The 25,068-nt window shown below is 62.1% G+C and carries 25 protein-coding genes and 2 pseudogenes; 21 read left to right on the top strand and 6 right to left on the bottom strand.

Going from position 1 to position 25,068, the window contains the following annotated elements; all coding sequences use genetic code 11:
* Window positions 1–72 precede the first annotated feature (72 nt).
* Entirely contained in the window at window positions 73–432 is a 360-nt protein-coding gene (rsfS, locus tag H6B51_RS10855) for a ribosome silencing factor (protein WP_204883734.1), read from the top strand.
* Window positions 433–505: 73 nt separating this feature from the next.
* Here the strand turns inward: rsfS and H6B51_RS10860 are convergent, their stop codons facing one another.
* A complete protein-coding gene (locus H6B51_RS10860) occupies window positions 506–1,678 on the bottom strand; it encodes a tRNA(Met) cytidine acetate ligase (protein WP_204883711.1) in 1,173 nt (390 codons plus the stop codon).
* 170 nt (window positions 1,679–1,848) lie between these two features.
* Between H6B51_RS10860 and H6B51_RS10865 the strand changes: the two genes are divergently transcribed.
* Complete coding sequence (locus H6B51_RS10865; protein WP_204883712.1) at window positions 1,849–3,045, top strand: acetate/propionate family kinase; 1,197 nt, start codon at window positions 1,849–1,851, stop codon at window positions 3,043–3,045.
* Between the two features lie 74 nt (window positions 3,046–3,119).
* On the opposite strand, the gene H6B51_RS10870 is transcribed toward H6B51_RS10865, so the two are convergent.
* Both H6B51_RS10870 and H6B51_RS10875 read right to left on the bottom strand, forming a co-directional pair.
* Window positions 3,120–3,701 (bottom strand): hydrolase, encoded by a 582-nt coding sequence (locus H6B51_RS10870; protein WP_204883713.1) that lies wholly within the window; start codon window positions 3,699–3,701, stop codon window positions 3,120–3,122.
* Between the two features lie 109 nt (window positions 3,702–3,810).
* Window positions 3,811–4,104, bottom strand: a pseudogene (locus H6B51_RS10875) (sigma-70 family RNA polymerase sigma factor); the annotation flags it as partial.
* Window positions 4,105–4,288: 184 nt separating this feature from the next.
* On the opposite strand from H6B51_RS10875, the gene pdxR reads away from it, so the two are divergent.
* The 13 genes and pseudogenes from pdxR (at window position 4,289) to H6B51_RS10940 (ending at window position 15,151) form a co-directional block, all read left to right on the top strand.
* A complete protein-coding gene (pdxR, locus tag H6B51_RS10880) occupies window positions 4,289–5,689 on the top strand; it encodes a MocR-like pyridoxine biosynthesis transcription factor PdxR (protein WP_204883714.1) in 1,401 nt (466 codons plus the stop codon).
* Window positions 5,690–5,757: 68 nt separating this feature from the next.
* Window positions 5,758–5,916 (top strand): hypothetical protein, encoded by a 159-nt coding sequence (locus H6B51_RS10885; RefSeq protein ID WP_204883735.1) that lies wholly within the window; start codon window positions 5,758–5,760, stop codon window positions 5,914–5,916.
* A 42-nt stretch (window positions 5,917–5,958) separates the two neighbouring features.
* Window positions 5,959–6,120 (top strand): hypothetical protein, encoded by a 162-nt coding sequence (locus tag H6B51_RS10890; RefSeq protein ID WP_204883715.1) that lies wholly within the window; start codon window positions 5,959–5,961, stop codon window positions 6,118–6,120.
* Window positions 6,113–7,492: a recombinase family protein gene (locus H6B51_RS10895; protein WP_204883716.1), complete on the top strand. Its 1,380-nt coding sequence runs from the start codon at window positions 6,113–6,115 to the stop codon at window positions 7,490–7,492. The genes H6B51_RS10890 and H6B51_RS10895 overlap by 8 nt, the downstream gene beginning before the upstream one ends.
* A gap of 24 nt (window positions 7,493–7,516) precedes the next feature.
* Window positions 7,517–8,008 (top strand): annotated as a pseudogene (locus H6B51_RS10900) (sigma-70 family RNA polymerase sigma factor); the annotation flags it as partial.
* Window positions 8,009–8,079: 71 nt separating this feature from the next.
* Complete coding sequence (locus H6B51_RS10905; protein WP_204883717.1) at window positions 8,080–9,165, top strand: putative NPN-dependent ornithine cyclodeaminase; 1,086 nt, start codon at window positions 8,080–8,082, stop codon at window positions 9,163–9,165.
* A 379-nt stretch (window positions 9,166–9,544) separates the two neighbouring features.
* Window positions 9,545–10,021 (top strand): Lrp/AsnC family transcriptional regulator, encoded by a 477-nt coding sequence (locus tag H6B51_RS10910; protein WP_204883718.1) that lies wholly within the window; start codon window positions 9,545–9,547, stop codon window positions 10,019–10,021.
* Window positions 10,018–11,208 (top strand): pyridoxal phosphate-dependent aminotransferase, encoded by a 1,191-nt coding sequence (locus tag H6B51_RS10915; RefSeq protein WP_204883719.1) that lies wholly within the window; start codon window positions 10,018–10,020, stop codon window positions 11,206–11,208. Before H6B51_RS10910 ends, H6B51_RS10915 begins: the two co-directional genes overlap by 4 nt.
* A 12-nt stretch (window positions 11,209–11,220) precedes the next feature.
* Window positions 11,221–11,823, top strand: coding sequence for a bifunctional phosphoserine phosphatase/homoserine phosphotransferase ThrH (gene thrH, locus H6B51_RS10920; RefSeq protein WP_204883720.1), 603 nt, complete (start codon window positions 11,221–11,223; stop codon window positions 11,821–11,823).
* Between the two features lie 26 nt (window positions 11,824–11,849).
* Window positions 11,850–13,124: a DUF1015 domain-containing protein gene (locus tag H6B51_RS10925; RefSeq protein ID WP_204883721.1), complete on the top strand. Its 1,275-nt coding sequence runs from the start codon at window positions 11,850–11,852 to the stop codon at window positions 13,122–13,124.
* Window positions 13,125–13,138: 14 nt separating this feature from the next.
* A complete protein-coding gene (gene ispE / locus H6B51_RS10930) occupies window positions 13,139–14,020 on the top strand; it encodes a 4-(cytidine 5'-diphospho)-2-C-methyl-D-erythritol kinase (protein WP_204883722.1) in 882 nt (293 codons plus the stop codon).
* Window positions 14,021–14,074: 54 nt separating this feature from the next.
* Entirely contained in the window at window positions 14,075–14,707 is a 633-nt protein-coding gene (spoIIR, locus tag H6B51_RS10935) for a stage II sporulation protein R (RefSeq protein WP_204883723.1), read from the top strand.
* Between the two features lie 72 nt (window positions 14,708–14,779).
* The gene (locus H6B51_RS10940) at window positions 14,780–15,151 is read left to right on the top strand and encodes a DUF5655 domain-containing protein (protein ID WP_204883724.1); all 372 of its coding nucleotides are present in this window, start codon (window positions 14,780–14,782) and stop codon (window positions 15,149–15,151) included.
* Between the two features lie 35 nt (window positions 15,152–15,186).
* On the opposite strand, the gene H6B51_RS10945 is transcribed toward H6B51_RS10940, so the two are convergent.
* Window positions 15,187–15,747, bottom strand: a complete 561-nt coding sequence (locus H6B51_RS10945) for a GNAT family N-acetyltransferase (RefSeq protein ID WP_204883725.1) — start codon at window positions 15,745–15,747, stop codon at window positions 15,187–15,189.
* Window positions 15,748–15,933: 186 nt separating this feature from the next.
* Here H6B51_RS10945 and H6B51_RS10950 point away from each other — a divergent pair, with 186 nt between their 5' ends.
* Window positions 15,934–18,351 (top strand): ATP-dependent helicase, encoded by a 2,418-nt coding sequence (locus H6B51_RS10950; protein WP_204883726.1) that lies wholly within the window; start codon window positions 15,934–15,936, stop codon window positions 18,349–18,351.
* Between the two features lie 25 nt (window positions 18,352–18,376).
* On the opposite strand, the gene H6B51_RS10955 is transcribed toward H6B51_RS10950, so the two are convergent.
* Window positions 18,377–19,003, bottom strand: a complete 627-nt coding sequence (locus H6B51_RS10955; RefSeq protein WP_204883727.1) for an HAD family hydrolase — start codon at window positions 19,001–19,003, stop codon at window positions 18,377–18,379.
* Window positions 19,000–19,623: a DNA-3-methyladenine glycosylase gene (locus tag H6B51_RS10960; protein WP_204883728.1), complete on the bottom strand. Its 624-nt coding sequence runs from the start codon at window positions 19,621–19,623 to the stop codon at window positions 19,000–19,002. The genes H6B51_RS10955 and H6B51_RS10960 overlap by 4 nt, the downstream gene beginning before the upstream one ends.
* A 21-nt stretch (window positions 19,624–19,644) precedes the next feature.
* Here H6B51_RS10960 and H6B51_RS10965 point away from each other — a divergent pair, with 21 nt between their 5' ends.
* The 5 genes from H6B51_RS10965 to H6B51_RS10985 are packed head-to-tail and all read left to right on the top strand — an operon-like array spanning window position 19,645 to window position 24,929.
* Window positions 19,645–20,559, top strand: a complete 915-nt coding sequence (locus H6B51_RS10965) for a DMT family transporter (protein ID WP_204883729.1) — start codon at window positions 19,645–19,647, stop codon at window positions 20,557–20,559.
* A gap of 6 nt (window positions 20,560–20,565) precedes the next feature.
* Window positions 20,566–22,833: a DNA internalization-related competence protein ComEC/Rec2 gene (locus tag H6B51_RS10970; RefSeq protein ID WP_204883730.1), complete on the top strand. Its 2,268-nt coding sequence runs from the start codon at window positions 20,566–20,568 to the stop codon at window positions 22,831–22,833.
* Window positions 22,834–22,845: 12 nt separating this feature from the next.
* The gene (gene holA / locus H6B51_RS10975; protein WP_204883731.1) at window positions 22,846–23,883 is read left to right on the top strand and encodes a DNA polymerase III subunit delta; all 1,038 of its coding nucleotides are present in this window, start codon (window positions 22,846–22,848) and stop codon (window positions 23,881–23,883) included.
* Window positions 23,884–23,887: 4 nt separating this feature from the next.
* Window positions 23,888–24,316 carry a toxin-antitoxin system antitoxin subunit gene (locus tag H6B51_RS10980; RefSeq protein ID WP_204883732.1) on the top strand — a complete coding sequence of 143 codons (429 nt, stop codon included), beginning with the start codon at window positions 23,888–23,890 and terminating at the stop codon, window positions 24,314–24,316.
* 1 nt (window position 24,317) lies between these two features.
* Window positions 24,318–24,929, top strand: coding sequence for a ribonuclease M5 (locus tag H6B51_RS10985; RefSeq protein WP_204883733.1), 612 nt, complete (start codon window positions 24,318–24,320; stop codon window positions 24,927–24,929).
* Window positions 24,930–25,068: the final 139 nt, after the last annotated feature.

A 25,068-nucleotide genomic window follows, 5' to 3' on the forward strand; every position in this document is an offset into this window, starting at 1 on the left:
CCCCCCAGCCGGACACCCAACCTGACATCGGCCCCGGTATGGAGCCGGTGGAGTAAAGGAGAGATCGCTATGCTGACCCCCAAAGAGATCGCCATTACCGCCGTCAAAGCCCTGGACAGCAAAAAAGGGCAGGATATCAAGGTGCTGGAGACTGGGCACCTGACTACCCTGGCCGATTACTTTGTGCTGTGCTCTGCCACATCCACCACCCAGATCAAGGCCCTGGCCGATGTGTGCGAGAAGATGCTCAAGGACGCCGGGGAGCCCCCCCACCATGTGGAGGGCCACCGGGGCGGCATCTGGATCCTACTGGATTTCTCCTCCGTGGTGGTTCACATCTTTAATGAAGAAGCCCGGCAGTTCTATGATCTGGAGCGGCTGTGGAGCGACGCCACTCCCATGGACCTGTCCGACATTCTTACCGAGGGCTGACACAAAACACAGGTAAAAAAGGTCCGGCAAGCGGAATAAACTGCTTGCCGGACCTTTTTACATGGAGAGAAGCTCATATGCCCCTGTCCACCACCGGGCTGGAGGTCCACTCCAGGCCGCAGGGCCTGGGGGTGGAGAAGCACAGCCCGTACAGATCGGTGTAACGGCACTCCGCCTCAAAGACCTGTCGGGCCTGGCCGGTGAGGGCTTTGGCCTGGGCGGGCTTTGTCAGGATGGGAAGGGCGCAGGCTGTTTTCATTTGCCGCAGCAGGGTCTGTCCCCGGCGGTTAAAGCCCAGTACCCGCACATAAGGAGGCAGGGCGGGACGGTCGCCTCCTATCCCCAGAAAAGCGGAGAGGGCAAGCCGCCGCAGCCGTGCGTGGGTATATCGTTTGGTTTTGGCCAGGGAATAGAATTCCTCCAGGGAGCGGGCCTGCCGGGCGGCGTTTGCCAGCCGGTCGGGCAGACCCTCCGCCGCTCCGCTGTCGGGGAGGGCGGACCAGTCCGCCGCCGTCATGGTACGAAGCCTGGCCAGTATGCCCCGCTCCACCCAGGTCAGGGAGGAGGGCTCCCCCAGCATGTCCAGGGTGCCGGGAGGAAGCAGAGCTCCGGCCTGCCCGGTCTGGCCCCCGCGCAGCAGACGACGGATCTGGGTGGCCGAGGCAAAGCCCTCTTCCACCTCCGCCGTCCCGTGGCCCGCCCCCCGGCGTGGGACGGTCATGGGCCGGATGGCGCTGCCCAGGGCGTTCAGGGCCCGGAGATACTCCACCCCCAGGTTGTTGTTGGGGGCAGACAGACAGGGACAGCCCGCGGCTTCCTGCCGGGCGGATGGAAAGGACAGGCCCTGGGCCAGCGCCTCCTTCAGCCGCCGGCGGTAGTCGGCACCATCCAGAATACGGGCGGCCGCAGCCAACTGGTCTATATCGCCGCATTCGCTGCCAAAGGAGAGAACGTCCACTACCCCGGTGGCCTCCAGCAGGGCTACGCCGCCCCGGGCGAAGGACTCCGCTGAGGACAGGGCAAAGGGGGTAGGCAGCTCCAGTATCAGGTCGGCGCCCCCCCGGAGGGCCAGCCCCGCCCGGGTCCACTTGTCAGCCACGGCACAGTCCGCCCCCTGGACCCAGTGCCCGCTCATGACGCACACCAGGCCGGTCTCATCTCCCAGCCTGTCCCGGGTCCGGGCCAGCTGCCAGGCGTGGCCCAGATGAAATGGATTATACTCCGCGATAACGCCGGCAGCGGTCATAAAGGTTCCTCCAGAAACAAATTAAAAAATTTTACTGTTTCGTTCAATTTTAGCATTGTCCTTTGGGTGAAAAAGGGATACAATAAAAAGCGAATATGTGCTCCTATTGTACTACGGGAACGCTTGGCGCTCAAGCCACAGTTTAAAGCAATGTAAGGAGAGATAGAACCATGAAAGTTCTGGTCATCAACGCAGGCAGCTCCTCCCTGAAGTATCAGCTCATGGACCCCGCCACCCGTGAGGTGCTGGCCAAGGGCCTGTGCGAGCGGATCGGCATCGACGGCCGCCTGACCCACAAGATCCCCGCCAAGGACGCCAAATACGAGTTCGAGATCCCCATGCCCACCCATGCCGAGGCCATCCAGGCCGTGCTGGACGCCCTGCTGTCCGCCGAGCACGGCGTGATCAAGAACGCCTCCGAGATCGACGCCGTGGGTCACCGTGTGGTGCACGGCGGCGAGAAGTTTGCCTCCTCCGTGCTCATCGATGACGAGGTCATGGCCGCGCTGGAGGAGTGCATCCCCCTGGCCCCTCTCCACAATCCCGCCAACATCACCGGCATCCAGGCCTGCCAGAAGGTCATGCCCGGCGTGCCTATGGTGGGTGTGTTCGACACCGCCTTCCACCAGACCATGCCCGCCAAGAGCTATATCTACGCTCTGCCTTATGAGTACTATGAGAAGGACAAGGTCCGCCGTTATGGCTTCCACGGCACCTCCCACCGCTATGTGTCCGCTCGGGCCGCCGCCATGCTGGGCAAGCCCATCGAGGAGCTGAAGATCATCACCTGCCACCTGGGCAACGGTTCCTCCATCGCCGCCGTGGACTGCGGCAAGAGTGTGGACACCACCATGGGCTTCACCCCCCTGGCCGGCCTGCCCATGGGCACCCGCTCCGGCGATCTGGACGCCGGTATCATGGAGTACCTCATGAACAAGTACGGCTGGGACATGAAGGAAATGATGAACGTCCTCAACAAGAAGTCCGGCGTATTGGGTATCTCCGGCGTGTCTTCCGACTTCCGTGATGTTGAGACCGCCGCTCACGAGGGCAATCAGCAGGCCGCCCTGGCCCTGGAGGCCTTCCAGTACAGCGTGAAGAAGTATATCGGCGCTTACGCCGCCGCCATGGGCGGAGTGGACGCCATTGTGTTTACCGCCGGCGTGGGCGAGAACGACGGCAACACCCGCATGGGCGCCGCCTCCGGGCTGGAGTACATGGGCGTGAAGATGGACCCTGAGGCCAACAACGTCCGGGGCAAGGAGGCCGTGATCTCCGCGCCCGATTCCAAGGTGAAGGTGCTGCTCATCCCCACCGACGAGGAGCTCATGATCGCCATGGATACCGCCGCTATCGTGGGCAAGTAAGCAAAGAAACGCTCTGAAAAAGGCCTGCCGTATCAAATCGGCAGGCCTTTTCCTGTATTTAGGTATTTGGGTGGTCACATCCCCTGGCACTGGGCCTCAATGTCGCTCTCGCAGTCCTTCATGGCCTGGAGGGTGCGCTCCAGCAGCTGTGGCAGCTCCCAGCCCAGCAGCTCGGCGCCCTGGGCGATGGTTTCCCGGGAGCAGCCGGCGGCAAACCGCTTATCCTTGTACTTTTTCTTCAGGCTGGACAGCTCCATGTCCTGGACGCTTTTGGAGGGGCGCATGAGGGCGGCGGCACCGATGAGACCGGTGAGCTCGTCGGCGGCGAAGAGCACCTTCTCCATCTGATGCTCCGGCTGGGCGTCTCCGCCGGTCTGGCCCCAGCCGTGGCTCACCACAGCGTGGATCAGGGCGGGGTCCAGCCCCTTCTCCTCCATGATCTCCCGGACCTTCACGCAGTGCTCCTCAGGGTATTGCTCGAAGTCCAGGTCATGGAGCAGGCCCACGGTGGACCAGAACTCTGCCTCATCGCCGTAGCCCAGCTCTTTGGCGTACCAACCCATGACGGCCTCCACCGTAAAGGCGTGGCGGAGATGAAAGGGCTCCTTGTTGTAGGCCTTCAGAAGCTCCAGGGCCTGTTCTCTTGTCAGTTCCATAGGGATCGACTCCTTTGTGTATACAGTGGGGTTTCTGATGATGATTGTATCATGGTGTTACCCCCAATGCAAGGTTGGACCCGTATACCCGCGTGGTTTTCCACAATACCACCTTCATCGGCACGCCGTATGTGGAAAAACGCACGTCCAGATCGGTATTGAAGTTGTCGATGGCTTTAATAAGGCCGATGCATCCCACCTGGAACAGGTCGTCGGCGTTTTCTCCCCGGTTGGAAAACTTCTGGATCACCGATAGCACCAGCCGCAGATTGCCGGCGATAAGTTGCTCTCTGGCCTCCATATCCCCCTCCTTTACCCGCCGGAGGAGGGCCATGGTCTCCTCGTTTTTCAGCACCTTCAGCTTGGATGTGTTCACCCCGCAGATCTCCACCTTGCCCTGCACAGGCTCCGCCTCCTTGTCTCTGTGTCTGGACTCAGTATGTCCCGGGACCTGGCTTTCATACGGGCGGAGGTGGGGGGATATTTTTTATCGTGGGACGGGATTCGATGGACTTTGATCCCTCTTGCGTTCTGACCTTGCGTCTGGTATGGTGGGAGAAGAAAAGCATCAGATCAGGAGGAAGCGTATGCTGACGCCTATGTTGGACAACGGCGGGGCCATGCCCCTGTATGAACAGCTCTACCGCCATATCCGGCGGGAAATCCAGGAGGGACGGCTGGCGGTGGGGGAGCGGCTGCCCTCCAAGCGGGCCCTGGCTGCCCATTTGAAGATCAGCGTGGTGACAGTGGAGGGAGCTTACAGCCAGCTGCTGGCGGAGGGCTACCTCAAGTCTGTACCCAAGCGGGGCTTTTTTGTCCAGGCGGCGGAGGCTCCGCCCACTCCGGCGGCGGGCAGTCTGCCCCTGCCGCCTACGGAGCCCCAGCGCCCCCAATTCCGGTATAACTTTTCCACCAGCGTGGTGGACACCGGTCTGTTTCCCTTTGCCACCTGGGCCAAGCTTATGCGGGAGGTGCTCTCCCAGCAGGAAGCCTCCCTCCTGGACACCCCCCATCCCCAGGGGGTGCCCCAGCTGCGGCAGGCCATTGCCAGCCATCTTTACCGGTTCCGGGGCATTCGGACCCATCCGGCCCAGATCGTGGTAGGGGCGGGATCGGAGGTGCTTATCAGTCTGTTGGTGCAGCTGCTGGGCCGGGAGAGCCGGTACGGAGTGGAAAATCCAGGTTACACCAAGACCCATCGCATCCTTACCAGCTGCGGAGCGGCGGTGGAGCCCATTCCCCTGGACGGGCAGGGCCTGCGGGTGGACGCCCTGGAGGACAGCGGGGCTGGGATTGTCCACGTCACCCCGTCTCACCATTTCCCCTTGGGCATCATTATGCCTGCCGCCCGGCGGCAGGCTCTGCTGCGGTGGGCTGCCCAGCGAGAGGACCGCTATATCCTGGAGGACGACTACGACAGCGAGTTCCGTTTTTCCGGACGGCCCATCCCCGCCCTCCAGAGCATGGACAGGAGCGGCAGGGTCATCTACCTGAACACCTTTGCCAAGAGTCTGGCTCCCTCCCTGCGGATCAGCTATATGGTGTTGCCGCCCCAGCTGCTGGAGCGTTGGCGGCGGGAGTTCTGGTTCTATGCCTCCACGGTGCCCTCCTTTGAGCAGTACGCCCTGGCCAAATTTATGGAGGGGGGTCACTTTGAACGGCACATCAGCCGTAGCCGCCTGCGGTACAAGGCCCGGAGGGAGGCCCTGCTGGCTGCCGCCCGGGATACCGGCCTGACCAGGGTGGGTTCCTTTTCCGGGGGAGACGCCGGGCTCCACCTGCTGCTGTGGATGGACAGAAGGTGGAAGGAGAAAGAGCTGGCCGCCCGGGCGGCGGAAGTGGGGGTGGGGGTATCTCCTCTGTCGGACTGCGATCTGACGCCTCCGCCCGGAGACCGTCAGCCCGCTCTCATTCTGGGCTACACCCAGGTGGCCCCTCAGGACATGGCTCCCGCTCTGGAACGGCTGAAACAGGCCTGGAAGTTTTAAACAGATCCATATTTTCTGACAAAAGGGCGCATCCTATTCCGCGAGGTGATAGGATGCGCCCTTACAGTATGGATCTCTACGCTCTGTTCCGCCATGAGCCCCGGGCTCAGGCCTATTTTGAGGATTTGCCCCTGTTTGTTCAGGAACGGATCAGGGCCCGATACCGGTTAGTGGACTCCATGGAGCGTCTGCAAGCCATGGCTGTCCGGTGTGCGAAGGAGGGTTAAGCCGGCGATTCTCCGACCATACTTGGGAGAGGAGGTGGAGCTATGGTCATCAAACGGTATGTAAACGGAGCGCCGGCGGAGGAGCTGCCCCGGCAGCCGGTGGATAATCCCGGTCTGGTCCGGCTGCTGGCCCGGGCCAGGGCCCGGCAGCTGGCCGCCCGGGAGACGCCAGCGGCGCCCGACCCGGAGGGAAGCCTTGAATAAGGAGAAGGGCCCTCTGCGGGCCCTTTACATTCGGGTGTCCACCGAGGCCCAGGCGGAGGAAGGCTATTCCATCCAGGCCCAAACCGATCGGCTGGAGGCCTACTGCCAGGCCATGGGGTGGGACAACTGGCAGTGCTACACCGACGGCGGGTACAGTGGCAGCAATCTGGACCGGCCGGAGATGGCCCGGCTGATGACGGACGCCCGGGAAGGCAGGGTGGCCACGGTGGTGGTGTACAAGCTGGACCGGCTCTCCCGCAGCCAGAAGGATACCCTCTATCTTATTGAGGACGTGTTTCTCCCCAACGGAGTGGATTTTATCTCCCTCAATGAGAGCATTGATACCTCCACCCCGTATGGCCGGGCCATGATCGGCATTTTGTCCGCCTTTGCCCAGCTGGAGCGGGAGAACATCTACCTGCGTACCCGAATGGGCATGGTGGAGCGGGTGCGCCAGGGATACTGGATGGGGGGTGGCGGGGTGCCCTTTGGCTACGACTACGACCCAGTGGCCGGGATCCTGGTGCCCAATGCCGACGCGCCCAAGGTGCGGCAGATGTACGAGCTCTATCTGAAAGGATGGTCCCCCCGGCGGATCGCCCAGCTGCTGGGGCTGAAGCACGACAGACTGGTGACCCGGATCCTCACCCGCAAGAGCAACATCGGCCTGATCTCCTACAAGGGAGAGGAGTACCAGGGCCGCCACCAGCCCATCGTACCGGAGGAGCTGTTCTACCTGGTGCAGGATAAGCTAAAGGAGCGAGGCCGGAAGTGCCGGGCCGCTCCGGACAGCGGTCATCTGCTGACCGGATTGGTATACTGCGGCCGCTGCGGGGCCCGGATGCGGTATATCCGCTGGGGGAAACGGGGCTACAAGCTGCGGTGTTATGGTCAGGATCCTTCCAAGGCCTACATGGCGGGAGAACGGCCCTGCGACGCCCCGGCGGTATGGGCTCAGGAACTGGAGGAAGCGGTTCTGGCCGACCTCTTCCAGGTTTCCGCCCGGCTGGAGGAGGAATCTGGGAAAGCGCCAGACCCCTTGGTTCGGTTGGAGGAGGAGCTGCGTACGCAGGAGGGTAGGCTGCGGCGGCTGTACCGGCTGTACGCCACCGGAGGCGACCCGGTGCTGGAGGAGGAGATCGGCCAGGCCCGGCGGCAGTTGGCGATGCTGGAGGAGGAGCGGGCCGCCGAGGCGGAAAGCCGACGACGGGCCGCCCGGCTGGACCAGCTCCGGGCGCAGGCCGCCTCCATCGGTCAGATGTGGCCAGGTCTTACCGATGGGGAACGGCAGGCGGTGCTGCGGGACTGCGTGGAGCGCATCGTGGTGGAGGGGCCCAGAGTAGAGGTTTATTATACCTTCCTGTCCTCCTGACCGGTTTTCCCCAAGGGTCAGGTCATGCCGATGATCGTGGGGGAGATCCGGAGATATCTCCGGGACAACTCCTCTCTCCGGGTGTCCCGGTCTATGCGGGATACCGCCTACCGGGTGCTCCAGGCAAAGGAGGCCTTTATCAACCGGCACCAGCGGGAGCCCAGTATGGAAGAGATCGCAAAGGAACTGGATTTGAAGCGGGAGGATGTGGTGTTCGCCCTGGATGCCATTTTGGATCCGGTTTCCCTGTATGAGCCAGTGTATGAGCACGGCGGGGACACCATCTGCGTCATGGATCAGGTGAAGGACTCCAAAAACACCGACGAAAGCTGGCTGGAGCACATTGCCCTGAAGGAGGCCATGGAGCGGCTTACCGATCGAGAGAAGAAAATCCTGCGCATGCGCTTTTTTGAGGGCAAGACCCAGATGGAGGTGTCTGCCGAGGTGGGTATTTCCCAGGCTCAGGTGTCAAGATTGGAGAAAAATGCCATAAACCGCATCAAAAAGGATCTGTAAAAGAAGGGTTTACCTCCGGTATGGGTCATGGTACAATGGGGTCAGAATAACGGAAAGGAGTTCTGATCCCCATGAGCTTTGTCCTGCCTGTGTACCACGCCCCCCAGTTTGACCAGGCCCGTTTTCAGAACGCCCCTGACGCTGTCTTTGCCCCAGCGCCCCGGGACGGCGTAGCCCCTGAGCAGTACCATGCCACCAGCATTTTCCCGGAATATTTCAAGGTAGACGGCCGCTGGCTGTTGGTGGAGGACAGCCGTATGGACTGCGTGGCGGTCCTCCGCGACGGCAAAATGGAAGCGGTGGAGTTCCGCAACCTGAAGGAAGGGGAACCGGTGGTGGTGGGCCGCACAGAGGACGGCTCCCAGGGCATTTATGTCCACGCCGACGGCTTTGAGGACGAGGACAAGGGAGAGCAGGAGACCTTCTCCTTCCGCCAGGGCCGGTCCCGGGAGACCGCCTATTCCATGGACTATGACTCTATCTATGAGCTGCTCCGCCACGAGAAGGAGCACGGCCGCATCCTGTGGGTCATGGGCCCGGCATGCGCCTTCGACCATGACGCCCGGGACGCCTTTGCCGCTCTGGTACGGGCGGGCTATGTCCACGGCCTGCTGGCGGGCAACGCCCTGGCCACGCATGACCTGGAGGCGGGTTATCTCCGCACCGCCCTGGGCCAGGACATCTATACTCAGAGGAGTATGCCCAACGGCCACTATAACCACATCGACACCATCAACGCCGTCCGGCTGGCGGGCTCCACCGCCGCCTTTATCCAGTCTGGTCAGGTGAAGGACGGTATCATCTATGAATGTGTGAAGCACGATGTGCCCTATGTGCTGGTGGGCTCCGTCCGGGACGATGGCCCCCTGCCTGAGGTGTACGGCAATGTGTACGCAGGTCAGGATGCCATGCGGGCCCTGGTGCGCCAGGCCACCACCGTCATCTGTATGGCCTCCACCCTCCATACCGTGGCTACCGGCAATATGACCCCCTCCTATCGGGTGGTGGACGGAGTGGTACGTCCGGTGTATTTCTACTCGGTGGATATCTCCGAGTTCGCGGTGAACAAGCTGCGGGATCGGGGATCCCTGTCCGTGCGTACCATCGTTACCAATGTCCAGGACTTCGTGGTCAACGTCCGCAAGGGCGTGGTGTAATCTCAGACGGTCGAAAAACCTCTCCCGGGGAGCCTCGCAGAGTTCGTGCCCGCAGGTACGAAAAAAGTCAATCTGTTTTCAGCCGCGACATGTGCGTGGCTGAAAACACTGCTCAGGCTGCAAGTGTGGGTTTTGTATGCCGCAGGTGGACAAAACCTGCATGCAGCAGACTGCATTCCACTCAAAAAAGTGGCTTGGCCACTTTTTGACAGAGGCCCGTCCGGCTGTGCCGGACGGGCTTTTTGCATGGAAATCCAGCGGTTGGATGGGTGTAAGTTTCCATCCGTGCTATTGTATTTCAGCGACCCGCAGTATATAATATGCTATTATAGGCTTTTCTGGCCTGCCATTCTGAATCAATATAAGGAGGGAGCACAGCATGAAATTGCTCCAGCTTTTGGAAGAGGACTGCACCCTGACCCCTGAGCAGCTGGCCTCCATGGCCGACATGTCGCTAGAGGAAGTCAAGGCTGAGATCAAACGCTATGAGGATGAAAAGATCATCCTGGGCTATAAGGCCATCGTGGACTGGGACCGCACCGACCGGGAGGCGGTCACCGCCCTCATCGAGGTGAAGGTCACCCCCCAGCGGGGAGCCGGTTTTGACCGGGTGGCCGAGCGGATCTATCAGTACGACGAGGTGGAGAGCGTCTACCTGATGAGCGGCGCCTACGATCTGACCGTCATTATTTCGGGCCGCACCCTGAAGGAAGTGGCCCAGTTCGTGGGGGAGCGGCTGTCCCCCCTGGAGGATGTGACGGGCACCGCCACCCATTTTATCCTGCATAAATATAAGGAAAAGCACCTGATTTTTGAGAAGCAGGAGAAACAGCCGAAGGAGTTGATTTTCTCATGAATTACGAGGAGATAATGAGCAAGCGTATCCAGGAGGTCAAGCCCTCCGGGATCCGCCGCTTTTTTGATATTTTGGAGGAGATGAAGGACGCCATCTCCCTGGGCATCGGCGAACCCGACTTCGTTACCCCCTGGCACATCCGGGACGCCGGCATTTACTCCCTAGAGAAGGGATTCACCAAGTACACCGGCAACGCCGGTATGGCGGAACTCCGCCGGGAGATCGCCGCCTACTTGAGCCGGCGGTTTGACCTGCAATATGACTTCGCCAGCCAGATCGTGGTCACCGTGGGTGGCAGCGAGGCGATCGACCTGTCCCTGCGCTGCCTGCTCAATCCCGGCGATGAGGTCATCGTCCCCGTGCCCTCCTTCGTGTGCTACGGCCCCCTGGCCTCCATGGCCGGGGGCACCCCGGTGTACGTGGAGCTGAAGGCGGAGAACGAGTTCCGCCTCACCCCCGAGCAGCTGCGGGCAGCCATTACCCCCCGCACCAAGGTGCTGGTGCTCCCCTTCCCCTCCAACCCCACCGGCGGTATCATGGGCCGGGAGGACCTGGAGGCTATTGCCGACGTGCTGCGGGGCACCGACATCATGGTGCTTTCCGATGAAATCTACGCCGAGCTGACCTACGGTCAGCACCATGTGTCCATGGCCAACCTGCCCGATATGTATGACCGTACCATTGTGGTCAACGGCTTCTCCAAGAGCCACGCCATGACCGGCTGGCGCATGGGCTACGTCTGCGGGCCCGCCCCCATCATCGGGCAGCTGCTCAAGCTCCATCAGTTCGGCATCATGTCCGCCCCCACCGTCAGCCAGTACGCCGCCATCGAGGCTATGCGCAATGGTGACAAGGACATCGAGCACATGCGGGACGAGTACGACGGCCGCCGCCGCTACCTGGTGGAGGGCCTGCGCCGCATCGGCCTGCCCTGCTTTGAGCCTAAGGGCGCCTTCTACGTGTTCCCCGACATCCGGCCCACCGGCCTGTCCTCCGACGACTTCTGCGAGCGGTTTTTGATGGAGGAGAAGGTGGCCGTCATCTCCGGTTCCGCCTTCGGCGCCGGTGGCGAGGGCTTTGTCCGCTGCTGCTACGCCACCTCTATGAAGGACATCGCCGAGGCACTGACCCGGATGGACAATTTCCTCACCAACCTGAAGAAAAAGCAGGCCAGAGAGCAGGCTTAAGGAGGTAGCGCCATGTACATCACCTGTCTGGACATGGAAGGGGTCCTGGTCCCCGAGATCTGGATCGCCTTTTCTGAGGCCACCGGCATCCCGGAGCTGCGCCGCACCACCCGGGACGAGCCCGACTACGATAAGCTGATGCGCTTCCGCCTGGACCTGCTGAAGGAGCGGGGGCTGGGCCTGAAGGAGATCCAGGACACCATCGCCACCATCGATCCCCTGCCTGGCGCCAAGGAATTTCTGGACGAGCTGCGGTCCTTTACCCAGGTCATCATCCTCAGCGACACCTTTGAGCAGTTTGCTCAGCCCCTGATGAAAAAGCTGGGCTGGCCCACCCTGTTCTGCAACACCCTGGAGGTGGCCCCTGACGGGGTCATCACCGGCTTCCAGATGCGCTGCCCTCAGTCCAAGCTGACCACCGTGAAGGCCCTCCAGTCCATGGGCTATGACACCATTGCCGCCGGGGACAGCTTCAACGACCTGGGCATGATCCAGGCCAGCAAGGCCGGGTTCCTCTTCAAGAGCACCGACCAGATCAAGGCCGACCATCCGGAGCTGCCCGCCTATGAGGAGTTCGGCGACCTGCTGGCCGCCATTCGGAAGGCAATGGCCTGAGTTCAGACGGGAAGAGAGTGAGAGATATGCTGCGGCAATTTGATGGACTGGCCTTCCGGCCGGCGGATATTCTGCTGCCCCGGGACTGTGATTACGATAAGTGGTCGGTAGTGGCCTGCGACCAGTACACCTCCCAGCCGGACTACTGGCAGCGGGTGGAGAACTTTGTGGGTTCCGCCCCCTCCACCCTGCGGCTCATCCTGCCGGAGGGCTGTCTGGAGGGTCCCAATGTGGAGACCGATATCATGGATGTGAACAACACCATGACCCGCTACCTCCGGGAGAACCGGTTCAAGGCTTTTCCCCAGAGCATGATCTATGTGGAGCGGAGGCTGGATAACCTGAAGGTCCGCCGGGGCCTGGTGGGCATGGTGGATCTGGAGCAGTACGACTACGAGCCCGGCTCGGCCACCGCCGTTCGGGCCACCGAGGGCACCGTTATGTCCCGCATCCCGCCCCGGGTGGCGGTGCGGAAAAACGCTCCCTTGGAGCTGCCCCATGTGATGCTGCTGGCTGACGACCCCATGAAAACCGTTATCGAGCCCCTGATCGCCCGGAAGGAGCACATGGAGCTGGTGTATGACTTCGACCTGATGGAGCGGGGCGGCCACATCACCGGCTGGAGACTGGACGAGGAGAGCCTGGCCCAGGTGGCCGCAGCCCTGGCCGCTCTGGCGGATCCGACGGCTTTCCACGCCAAGCACGGGGATGAGCCGGTGATGGCATTCGCCGTGGGTGACGGCAATCACTCCCTGGCTACTGCCAAGGAGTGCTATGAGCGGCAGAAGCGGTTGGTTCCCAGGGAGCAGTGGGACAGCCTGCCCGCCCGGTTCGCCCTGTGCGAGCTGGTGAATCTCCATGATCCCGCCCTGGAGTTTGAGGCCATTCACCGGGTCCTCTTCGGCGTGGAGCCGGAGGAAGTGGTGAAGGCCCTGCTGGCCGCCTTCCCTGGAGCTTTCCGGGGAGAGGGGGAGGGCCATGTGCTCCGTTACCTCCATGCCGGTGAAAGCGGGGCGGTCACCGTGCCCAAGCCCACCGCCCATCTGGAGGTGGGTACCCTTCAGCCCTTCCTGGATCAGTATGTGAAGGAGCACAGAGCCCGGATGGACTACATCCACGGAGCCGACGTGGCTCGTGCCCTGGCCGCCCGGCCGGGCAACCTGGTGTTCCTGTTGCCTGCCATGGGAAAGGAGCAGCTCTTCCCCTCAGTAATCCACGACGGGGCTCTGCCCCGCAAGACCTTCTCTGTGGGAAGAGCTCACGACAAACGCTTTTACCTGGAGGCCCGAAAGATCCGATAAACAGGAGGTGCCCCATGCCCGCCATAGAGGTCAAGGCCTACGCCAAACTGAATCTGTCTCTGGATGTGCTGGGAAAGCGGCCCGACGGCTACCATGATATGCGCATGGTCATGCAGACCGTGGGCCTGACCGACCACATCCGGCTGGAGACCGGAACCGGCAAGCCCCTGCGGATGGAGACCAACCTGGGCTTTCTCCCTGCTGACGAACACAACCTGGCTGCCGCCGCCGCCCTGCGCCTGTGTGAGGCCACCGGAGCGGACCACGGTGGGCTATCCATCCGGCTGCGCAAGGCCATTCCGGTGTGCGCCGGGATGGCCGGAGGCAGCGCCGACGCCGCTGCCGTCCTCCGGGGGCTCAACCGGTTGCTGGATTTGGGCCTGTCCGGCCGGCGGCTGGCGGAGGTCGGGGCCCTGGTGGGTTCCGATGTGCCCTACTGTGTAGGGGGCGGCACCGCCCTGGCTGAGGGCAGGGGAGAGCTCCTTACTCCGCTGCCAGCCCTGCCACCCTGCCATGTGGTGCTGTGCAAGCCCGCCTTCTCGGTGTCTACTCCGGAGCTGTTCAAAGCCCTGGATGGCTGCCGTATCCGCCGCCGCCCCGATACTGCCGGCCTGCTGGCCGCCCTGGAGCGGGGGAATTTACCAGAGGTGGCGCGACGGATGTACAACGTCTTTGAGGATGTGCTTCCTCCACGCCGGGCCCAGGAGATCGACAGTATCAAGAATGTGATGATCCAGCATGGGGCTCTGGGGGCCTCCATGAGCGGTACCGGTCCTACCGTGTTCGGCCTGTTTGACCGGCTGGAGGAGGCGGAAGGGGCCCGGAACGCCCTGAGCGAGTTATACCGGGAGACCTTTTTGACGGAGACCGTGGGAGATCTGATGGAACAGGTATAGAAATGGAAAACACCGTCCACAATGGAAGAAAACCATTGTGGACGGTGATTTTTTATGGAACAAGGGAAAAAACTGCGCCGGTGGGAGCTGGCCCTGCTGCTGGGGGTGGCCATCGCGGCGCTGACAGGCGCCTGGCTGGACGGGGGACAGGCCGCTCTGGCCGATCAGGTAATCCGGCTCCATGTGCTGGCCAACTCCGACTCGGAGGCCGATCAGACCCTGAAGCTGGAGGTGCGGGATGAGATCCTGGCTGCGGCCCAGCGGTATTTTACCCCGGAGGCCACCCTGGAGGAGACGAGGGCTATCCTCGCTGACCACCTGGAGGAGCTGGCCCGCACCGGGGCCGAGGTGGTGGCTAAGGCGGGATTTGATTACCCGGTGACCGCATCCCTGGAGGATGATTGCTGGTTCCCCACCAAGGAGTACACAGATTTTTCGCTCCCCGCCGGGGAGTATACTGCTCTGCGCATCGTTATTGGGGAGGGGGATGGCCAGAACTGGTGGTGTGTGGTCTTTCCGCCCCTCTGCCTGGGGGCGGTGAGCGAGACCACTGCCCAGACCGCCCTGGCATCCGGGTTTTCCCAAGAACAGGTTTCCCTGGTTACCGGGGAAAGCGAAGGCTATGTGGTAAAATTCAAAGCCATGGAGCTGTGGGAGGGGTTCCAGCACTGGCTGGCGGGCGGCTGACCCTTGCGTTCCAGGGACGGACGGGATATACTGGGGAAAAGACCGTAAGGCCGGAACAGGGAGGGACGGCAAGTGACCGACGCCGAGCTGCTGTTTTTTGACAAGTTTCCCCGAATGCTCCCCGTCTATGTGGCGCTCCGGGACCGGCTGGACCAGGCCGGTCTGGACTGTACCGCCAAGGTGGGCAAGACCCAGATTACCCTGCGCAACCGTTATGTGTTCGCCGGAGTGTCTCTGCCCTGGCGGAAGAAGGGGTGGCCGGAGGTCTACCTGCTGCTCTCCTTTGGCCTGTCCTACCGGAAGGAGGACCCCCGGATCGTCCAGGCAGTGGAGCCCTATCCCAACCGGTGGACCCATCATGTGCTCCTTACTGCCCTGGAGGAGGTGGACGACACTCTTATGGGCTGGGTGGAGGAGGCCTACCGGTTTTCCATGGTAAAATAGGCAAGGAGCGCGCCTTTTGACGCGCCCCTTCTGTGTTACAAATCTGGGGATTCGTTGAGCCTCACCATGTGGATATGGTCCTCCCACACCCCGTTGATCTTCAGGTAGCGGCGGGCCAGTCCCTCCTCCCGGAAGCCAGCCTTGGCCGCCGCCCGGCGGGAGCGCAGATTCCGGGGCATGATGTTGGCCTCGATCCGGTGGAGGCGGAGGTTGGCAAAGCCCCAGTCCGTCAGAGCCCGGATGCCCTCGGTGCCGTAGCCCTGGCCCCACAGGGTGGGGTCGGTCTTATAGGAAATAAAGCAGGACTGGAAGGCCCCGCGGATGACGCAGTCCAGGCAGAACATGCCCACCACCTTGCCGGGATGCCGGGGCTGCACGGCGTAAAAGCGGTAGCGCAGGTCCTGCTCCGCCTGGGTCAGATCGGCGGCCAGCTGCTCCGCCTGGCCCGCCGGGGTGAAGTAGGCATCCTCCCGCACCGCCTCAAAGGGGGCGAAGGCAGCCCGGTTGCGGTGGTAAAAGGCGGCCACCGGCCGGGCCAGAGCGGGGGCGGCGGGCAGAAAGGCCAGCCGGGGGGATCGAAAGGCGAAATGGCGCATAGGGAGACCTCCCATTTTATTTTGATGGTGTTATGATACCACAAGCCCTCGACTCTACGCCAGGTGCAAAAGAATCCCCTGGGGAATGGTTGACCTGGCCCGTGGTTTTGGATACAATAGAGGTACAACCTGAGGAGCCGTCCACTTGTGGGCGGCTCCCCCATTGCCAAGGAGATCGCGTATATTATGTTACATCAGGAAGAGGAATTGCGCTTTTGTAAGGCCCGCCGGGCTGCCATCCAGATGGACTTCGGCAACCTGAACCCGGAGCAGCAGAAGGCTGCCCTGGCTACTGAGGGGCCCCTGCTGCTGTTGGCGGGGGCGGGCAGCGGGAAGACCACGGTGCTCATCCACCGTATCGCCAACCTGATCAAATACGGCCGGGGGGCCGACTCCGACGAGGTGCCCGCCTGGGTCACCGGCGAGGATCTGGCCTTTCTGGAGGACTATGTGGCCAACCCTGCCCCGGAGAAAAAGGAGCGGCAGGAGAAGCTGTGCCGGCTGGAGCCGGCGGCCCCCTGGTCCATCCTGGCCATCACCTTTACCAACAAGGCCGCCGGAGAGCTGAAGGACCGGCTGGAGCGGATGCTGGGGCCGGAGGCCAACGACGTGTGGGCCTCCACATTCCACTCCGCCTGTGTGCGCATCCTGCGCCGGGACATTGACCGGCTTGGCTTTGAACGTTCCTTTACCATTTACGACACCGCCGACTCCGAGCGGGTGGTGAAGGATATCGTCAAGGCGTTCAACCTGGATGAAAAGACCTTTTCCGCCCGCACCGTCCTGGGCTACCTGTCCCGGGCAAAGGACGCCATGCTGTCCGGGACGGACTATCTGGAGCAGTGCGAGAAGGGGGGCGATTTCCGTCTCATCAAAATGGCCAAGATCTATGTGGAGTACGAGCGGCGGCTGAAGGAGGCCAACGCCCTGGATTTCGACGACATCATCCTGGACACCGTGCGCCTCCTCCGGGAATATGAGGAGGTGCGGACCTACTACCAGCGGAAGTTCCGCTATGTCCTCATCGATGAGTATCAGGACACCAACAACCTGCAATATCTGTTGGCCTCCACCCTGGCGGGGGGGTATGAGAACATCTGCGTGGTGGGGGATGACGACCAGTCCATCTACCGCTTCCGGGGGGCCACCATTGAGAACATCCTCTCCTTTGAGCAGCAGTACAAGGGAGCCCGGGTCATCCGGCTGGAGCAGAATTACCGATCCACCAAGAATATCCTGGAGGCCTCCAACGCGGTCATCAAAAACAATGAGGGCCGGAAGGGCAAGGAGTTGTGGACTGAGCATGACCAGGGGGAGAAGCTCCAGTGCTACACCGCCTCCAACGAGCACGAGGAGGCCCAGTATGTGGCCGCCCAGATCCTGGCGGGCTACTCCGCCCACCGGGCCTGGAAGGACCATGCGGTGCTCTACCGGATGAACGCTCAGTCCAACCAGCTGGAGCAGGCCTTCAAGCGCAACGGCATCCCATACCGCATCATCGGCGGCATCCGGTTCTTCGATCGGGCGGAGGTCAAGGACATGGTGGCCTACCTCAGTGCCGTCAACAATCCGGGAGACGATCTGAGACTGGCCCGCATCATCAACAATCCCCCCCGGGGCATCGGGACCACCACCATCGAGCGGGCCCAGCACATTGCCCACACCCAGGGCCTCTCTCTTTGGGAGGTGGTGAGCCGTCCCCGACAGTGGGAGGAGCTGAGCAAGGCTGCGCCCAAGCTGGGTCAGTTTGCCGAGATGATGGACGAGCTGCGGAAGCTGAGCCAGGAGATGCCCCTGCCCGACTTTTACGAGGAACTGGTCCAGCGCACCGGCTACGCCGCCATGCTGGAGCAGAAGAATACCGTGGAGGACCGCACCCGGCTGGAGAACGTCCACGAGGTGCTCTCCTCCATCCAGAGCTATCTGGACAACGCGGTGGAGGAGCCCTCCCTGGCGGGCTTCCTGGATGAGATCGCCCTGTACACTGATTTGGACAGCCATGACCCCAACGAGGACTGTGTGGTCATGATGACCATGCACTCGGCCAAGGGCCTGGAGTTCCCGGTGGTCTTTGTGGTGGGGGTGGAAGAGGGCATCTTCCCCGGCATCCGGGCCATCGGTGAGCCCGAGGAGATGGAGGAGGAGCGGCGGCTGTGCTATGTGGCCATGACCCGGGCCAAGGAAAAGCTGTATATGACCTGCGCTTCCCAGCGAATGCTCTTTGGCCGCACCAATTCTAACCGCCCCTCCCGGTTTTTGGGGGAGATCCCTCCGGAGCTGGTGGAAAAGTCGGGCCGCTTGCCCTACGGCGAGCGGGGAGAGGGGGAACGGCCCGCCCGCAGGACCGCCCCGGTGCGCCGTACCTTCGACCACGGCTACTCTATGGGAACGGCATCTGCCGCACCTGCCGCCGCCGCCGGACAGAGGGCCCCGGCCGGAGACTTCAAGGTAGGGGACACTGTGCAGCATAAGGCCTTCGGCGGCGGCCTCATCACCAAGCTCACCCCCATGGGGGGGGACGCCTTGGTGGAGATCGCCTTCGACAAGGTGGGCACCAAAAAGCTGATGCTGAAATCCGCCGCTCAGTATATGAAAAAAGGATAAATAAAAGGGCGGGCAATGCCCGCCCCTACAGAAGCTCGGTAAAGGACCTGATATACCGGTGGCACAGCTCCCGCAGCTGGCCCTCGTAGTGGGCGTAAAAGGGATCATATACCCCCACCACCGTCAGCCCCGCCGCCTTGGCGGCGGCGCAGGCCCCGGGGGAGTCCTCGTAGAAGGTGCAGTCCGCCGGGGCCGCCCCCAGCGGGGCCAGCACCTTGCCGTAGGTTTCCGGGTCCTTTTTCAGCAGCCCCAGCTCCTGGACAAAAATCACCTGGCTGAAATATCCGGCGATGTCCAGCCGCTTCAGGGCGGCGGTGCAGAACTCCGGTACGCAGGCGGTGAGGAGGACCAGCGCCTCTCCCTGCCGGGCGCATTGGTCCAGAAATTCCTTCGCTCCCTCCTTCAGCGGGACCTGGCAAAGGTAGGCCTCCCGGCCCAGCTCGGTCCACTCGGCCATCACCGCCTCCGGGGTGGTGTCCAGGCGGTAGTAGTCGATGGTGAACCGGGCGGCCACGGGAAAGATGGAGTGGCCCACCGTCTCGCTGTATTCCCGGGTGGGGGTCAGACCCCGGCGGGCCAGGAAGGTGTTGTCCACCGTTTCCCACACCCCGTTGGAGTCCACCAGAGTGCCGTCAAAGTCAAACAGGATCATACATAAAACCTCCAGGGGAAATCTCTGGCCTCCTGGGCGTAGTCGATGCCTACCCGGGGACCAGTGTGGAAGGGCGGGGGCGGCCCGCCGTCGTCCCATAAAAAGAGCTCATTTCCGCACAGATCCAGGCCGTTTTGGGCCCGGGTAAGGGCCAGCGCCCCGCACACCTTACCGGGACCATCCAGAAAGTGTTTTTTCTGATAGGATGTCAGGCCGTCAGGCAGCTTGCCAAATCGGTTCAGGCTCATGGTATCCGTCCCCGCCACCGGGGCCAGACCCCGGAGGAGCACAGCGGCTGGCTCTCCCTCCGGCTCGGTGACAAAATTAAGACAGTGGTACATGCCGTAGATCAGGTAGATATAGGCGGTGCCTGGAGGGGCGAACAGGGTTTCGGTTCGGCTGGTACGCTTATACCCATAGGCGTGGCAGGCCTTGTCACACCGTCCCACATAGGCCTCAGTCTCGGTGATCCGCCCCGCCAGCGCCTTCCCCTGCCACATCCGCACCAGATATTTGCCCAGCAGCTCCCGGGCCACCGTTACCGTGTCCCGGTCAAAGAAATCCCGGCTCAATTTGCCCAATCCAGCCACCCCCGTCCGTTTTGACCACCATTTTACCATAGGAAAAGGAGAGGTACAACCATGCAACCAAACAAAACCACCAGCCCCCTGGCCAAGTTTGCCACCCCCCTGATCATCCTGGCCACCATTATTTGGGGCAGTTCCTTTGTGGTGATGAAAAGCAGTGTGGATGTGCTGCCCACCTTCTGGCTGCTGGCCATCCGCTTCACCTTTGCCGCCCTGGTGCTGGCAGTGGTCTTTCTGCCCCGGTGGAAGGTGTGCGACAAGCAGTATCTCGTCGGCGGCACCGTCATGGGCTTCTGCCTGTTTGTGGCCTACGCATTCCAGACCTTTGGCCTGGAGCGTACCACCCCGGGGAAGAATGCCTTCCTGACTGCGGTATACTGCGTCATCGTCCCCTTCCTCTATTGGGCTATCGCCCGGCGGCGGCCCGACCGGTATAACATCCTGGCAGCCCTGCTTTGTATCGTGGGCATTGGATTGGTGTCGGTCACCGGAGAGAGCGCGTCTGCCGTCAACCTGGGCGACATACTCACCTTGGTGGGCGGATTCTTCTTTGCCTGCCATATCGTGGCGGTGGCCAAGTACTCTGAGGGCCGGGATATCTTCATCCTTACCGCCATCCAGTTCGCCTCCTTCGCACTGTTTTCCTGGATCGGGGTGCTGGTTACCGGTGCCCCGGTGTCCCCGGAGGTCTTTGACCAGGATTTGATCTTTGGTCTTGCCTATCTGGTGGTCTTTGCCTCGGCGGGCGCCCTGCTCTTTCAGAATATCGGGCAGAAGTACACTGCCCCCGCAACCGCGGCTGTCCTCCTGTCCCTGGAGGCGCCCTTTGGCGTGGTGTTCTCTATTATCTTTGCCGATGAGCGGCCTACCGTCCTGATGTTTATAGGCTTTGCCCTCATCTTTGTGGCGGTGGTGTGTTCCGAGACCAAATTCTCCTTCCTGAGAAAGAAAGAAACCAGTCAGGGGTGAGCCTCTGTGCGTAAGCTGGCCTGGTTTGCCGCCGCCTGTTCCGGGGCGGTGTTTGGAGCGGTCTACCTGCTGCCGGAGGCGATGCTCCTGCCGGCAGGGGCCCTGTGCGCCTTGGCGGGACTGACCGGGCTGTTTGTCCGGGGCAACTGGCGGCTGCGGGTGCTGCTGTTGGGCTTTGGCCTGGCACTGGGCCTGTGCTGGACAGGGGTGTACAGCGCCCTGGTCCGGGCGCCTGCCCAGCGGCTGGCGGGGACAGAAGGGACGGTGGCCGCCACCGTACTGGATTGGCCTCAGGAGAACGACTACAGTATCTCGCTGTTGGTGAAGCTCTTCCCGGAGGGAGACGGCGGGATCAGAACATTGCTCTATGTAAGCGGAGCGGAGGCGGAGGATCTGCGGCCCGGCGACGGGCTGGAGGTGACCGCCTCCTTCCGCATGGCGGATACCCTGGCGGGGGAACCCTCAAACTACTACTACGCCAAGGGAGTTCTGCTCATTGCCAACGCTGGGGAGGCGTGGACCGCCAAACCGGCGGAGTCGGTCCCCCTGTGGGCTTTGCCCGCCTGGTTCGGCAAGGCCCTGAAAGACAGCGTGGCCTCCTGCTTCCCGGACAGCACAGCCCCTCTGGTCACCGCTCTGCTCACTGGGGACAAGACCGGCCTGCCTGAGAGTCAGTATGCCGCCCTGCGCCGTTCCGGCCTGGCCCACGTCATCGCCGTGTCCGGCCTCCATGTGTCTTTCCTGGCCGGTTTCATTGCCACACTGCTGGGCTGCCGAAGGCGGCTGTCGGCAGCGGTGACCATTGGCCTGCTCTTTTTCTTTGCCGCCGCTGCTGGCAACACCCCCTCGGTGACCCGGGCGGCCTGTATGCAGGCGCTGCTGCTCATCGCCCCCCTGGTGGACCGGGAGAACGACCCGCCTACCGCCCTGGCCACGGTGCTCATGCTCCTGCTAATGTTCAACCCCTACGCCGCGGCCAGTGTGTCCCTCCAGCTGTCCTTTGCCGCTGTAGCGGGGATCTTCCTGTTCACCGGGTTCTTGAACCGGAGGTGGACTGATAAACTGCCCCATAAGCCTAAGGGCTTCTGGCCCAGACTGAGAAACCGGTGCGCCCGGCTCTTCTTCGCCAGCCTGGCCACTACACTGGGCGCCATGGTGTTTACCACGCCCCTGATGGCCTGGTATTTCGGTACCGTCTCCCTCATCTCCCCACTGACCAACTTGCTGGCCCTGTGGGCGGTGTCCTATGCCTTCCTGGGCGGGCTGATGACCGCCCTGGCGGGGCTTGTCCTCCCGGCGGTGGGGACGGCGCTGGGGTGGGTGGCCTCCCTGCCGGTGTGGTACCTGCTGTGGCTGGTGTCCGGCCTGTCGGGGCTGCCTTTTGCCTCGGTATCCACCACCTCGGTGTACCTGGGGCTGTGGATGGCCCTGACCTATGGATTGCTTTTCCTATGGCTGCTGTGGCGGGGCCGCCGGGGCCGTCCTGTGCTGCCGGTATGCCTCAGCCTGGCGGGACTTTGCCTGGCGCTGGTGCTCCAGGCCGCCGCTCTCACCGGCGGCCGGCTGTCGGTATCGGTGCTGGACGTGGGCCAGGGGCTTAGTGTGGCCCTCTACTCCAAGGGCAAGACGGCCCTCATCGACTGCGGCGGCTATGACGCCGGGGAGGTGGCTGCCGACCACTTCCAGGCCATGGGCCTGAGCCGTATCGACCTGGTGATCCTCACCCACTACCACGACGACCACGCTTCGGGCATTCCCCAGTTGCTGGAGCGGATGGAGGTGGGGCTGCTCATCCTCCCTGACGTGGAGCCGGACAGCCCATTGCGGGCCCAGGTGCTGGCGGCCGCCGAAGCCGGTGGGGTGGAGACTCTGCTGGTATCCGATGGGGCCCGGGCGGAGCTGGGAGAGGCCCTGCTGACCATCTATCCCCCATTGGGAGACGGTGGGAGCAACGAAGAGGGCCTGTCCATCCTGGGAACGGCAGGGGATTTCGATCTTCTGGTCACCGGAGATATGAACGATACGGTGGAAGGTCGGCTGGTGAAATACGGCGCCTTGCCCGACATAGAATTGCTGGTGGTGGGCCATCATGGCTCCAAATATGCCTCCTCGGAGACTCTGCTCCAGGCAGCAGCCCCTGAGCTGGCGGTGATTTCCGTGGGGTATAATACATACGGCCATCCCGCTGCTGAGACATTGGAGCGTCTGACTCTGGCGGGATGCGAGATCTATCGTACCGACTGGTCGGGTACCGTCACCATCACTGCGGAATAAGGAGAGGATACTATGGCGGTAAAAGCCAGGCCGGACACGACGGCCCTCCAACAATTAAAGAAACAGCTGAAGGAAAACGCGCTGGGGAATCTCTACGTCTTTCACGGAGAGGAGGCCTATCTCCGGGATCATTATCTGGGGCAGATGAAGAAGAGGCTGCTCCCTGCCGGTATGGAGGACTTCAACTACCATGTGATCAACGAGAAGGAGTTTGACCTGAAAAAGCTGGCCCAGTTCATTGACTGCCTGCCCATGATGAGCCAACGTACCATGGTGGTGGTCAACGACCACGACCTCTTCAAGGGAGATAAGGAGGGACTCACGGCACTGCTGAAGGAACTGCCTGAGTATGTGTGCCTGGTGTTTGTCTACGATCTTATCGCCTATAAAGCGGATGCCCGCACCAAGCTGGCCGGCGTGCTGAAAGAAAAGGGGTGCGTAGTGGCCTTTAACCGGCAGGAACAGGGAGATCTGGTGGATTGGATCGCCCGTCGGTTCAAGGCGCTGGACCACGACATTGGGACCGAGGAGGCCAAATACCTGATTTTTAAGTGCGGCGATCTGATGCATACTCTGATCTCGGAGATCAGCAAGGTGGGGGCCTACGCTTCCCACCGGCGGGTGACCCGGCAGGACATCGACGCTGTGGCCACCCCCCAGCTGGACGCGGTGGTCTTTGATATGACCGACGCCATCGCCGCCGGGAATTTTGACAAAGCGGCTTCGGTATTGGGAGATCTGTACCATATGCAGGAGCGGCCCATCAATCTGCTGGCCATCCTGGGCAAGCAGCTGCGGCAGCTGTACACCGCCCGGCTGGCTCTGGAGCAGAAAAAGGGCAGCCGGTATCTGGTGGAGCTTTGGAAGATGCGTTCTGCCTATCCGGCGGAGCGGCTGATGCAGTCGGCCCGGCGATTCTCCCTGGGCTGGTGCCGCCGGGCGGTGATCCGCTGTGCTCAGGTGGATTTGGCTATGAAGTCCACCGGAGCAGATGGAGAAGAATTGCTGACGGGCCTGCTCATGGAGCTGGCTGTGAAGAAAGGAGCGTAATTGTATGAAAAAAGGTGTGATCTTGGGTGTGGTTGCGGCGGCTGCCGCAGGTACTGTGGGCTGGCTGTTTACCGCAGACCGCCGGAAGAACCGAGTGGAGCTGGTGCGCCGTGAGGCGCGGCGCCTGTTGGCTATCCGAAGAGACGAACTGAAAGCCCTGCGAACCGCCGCCGAGGCCGGAGAGCTGCCCTCTGATGCTCTGGGCCCCGTGCCCCTGGAGGGTGCTGCGATGGAAAGCGTGCGCGTGGAGGATGGCGCGGTGACCGTGACGCTGTCCAGTGGGGAAGCGGTGGCCTGGGTGTCCAGCCAGCCTATGGAGCGGCTAGACGTGCCTGTGCAGCCCTGGAAGGGGAACGCTCACCCCGGCGTGCTGTATACGGAGCAGCTGGGCGAGGGTTGGTTTGCCGGCTATGCCTGCCGCCGTTGGAGCTGAGATGCTGCGCGTCAAAGAAGCCATCATTGTAGAGGGGCGGTATGACAAAAACGCTTTGTCCCAGCTGGTGGACACCGTGATTCTGGAGACCTCCGGATTTGGGATTTTCAACAACAGGGAAAAGCTGGCGCTGTTTCGCCGGTTGGCGGAGCAGCGTGGCCTTATCATACTCACTGACCCGGACGGAGCGGGTTTTGTCATCCGCAACTTCCTCAAGGGCAGTATTCCGCCTCACCTGATTAAGCACGCCTATGTACCTGATATCCTGGGCAAGGAACGCCGCAAGCGGACGCCAGGCAAAGAGGGTAAACTGGGAGTGGAGGGAATGCGTCCAGAGGTGCTGGAGCAGGCTCTCCGCCAGGCGGGAGCCACCTTTCTGGATCAGCCAACGGAAAAGGCTTCTCCGGTCAGAGCCATCACCAAGGCGGACCTCTTTGCTTTGGGGCTGTCCGGACGGCCGGAGGCCGCCACGCTGCGGCAGCAGCTATTGTCTGCGCTTGAGTTGCCCGCCCACTTGTCTCCCAATGCTATGCTTCCCGTGCTCAATGCCCTGTTTTCCTATGAGGAATTAGCCGCGGCATTGGTGAAGCTGACGAAAACGGAAAAAATTTAAGGGAAACAGAAAAAGGGTGTTGACAAAGTAGGGGTGGAGTGGTATTCTATCTGAGCGCCTTACGGAAGGCACTGAAAACGGAACCAAAACTGGAAGAGACCGGGGGGAACCTGGACGGCCTTCCGGAAGAACTTCTGAA

It is taken from the genome of Pseudoflavonifractor phocaeensis (assembly GCF_016901955.1).
Lineage (GTDB): Bacteria > Bacillota > Clostridia > Oscillospirales > Oscillospiraceae > Flavonifractor > Flavonifractor phocaeensis_A.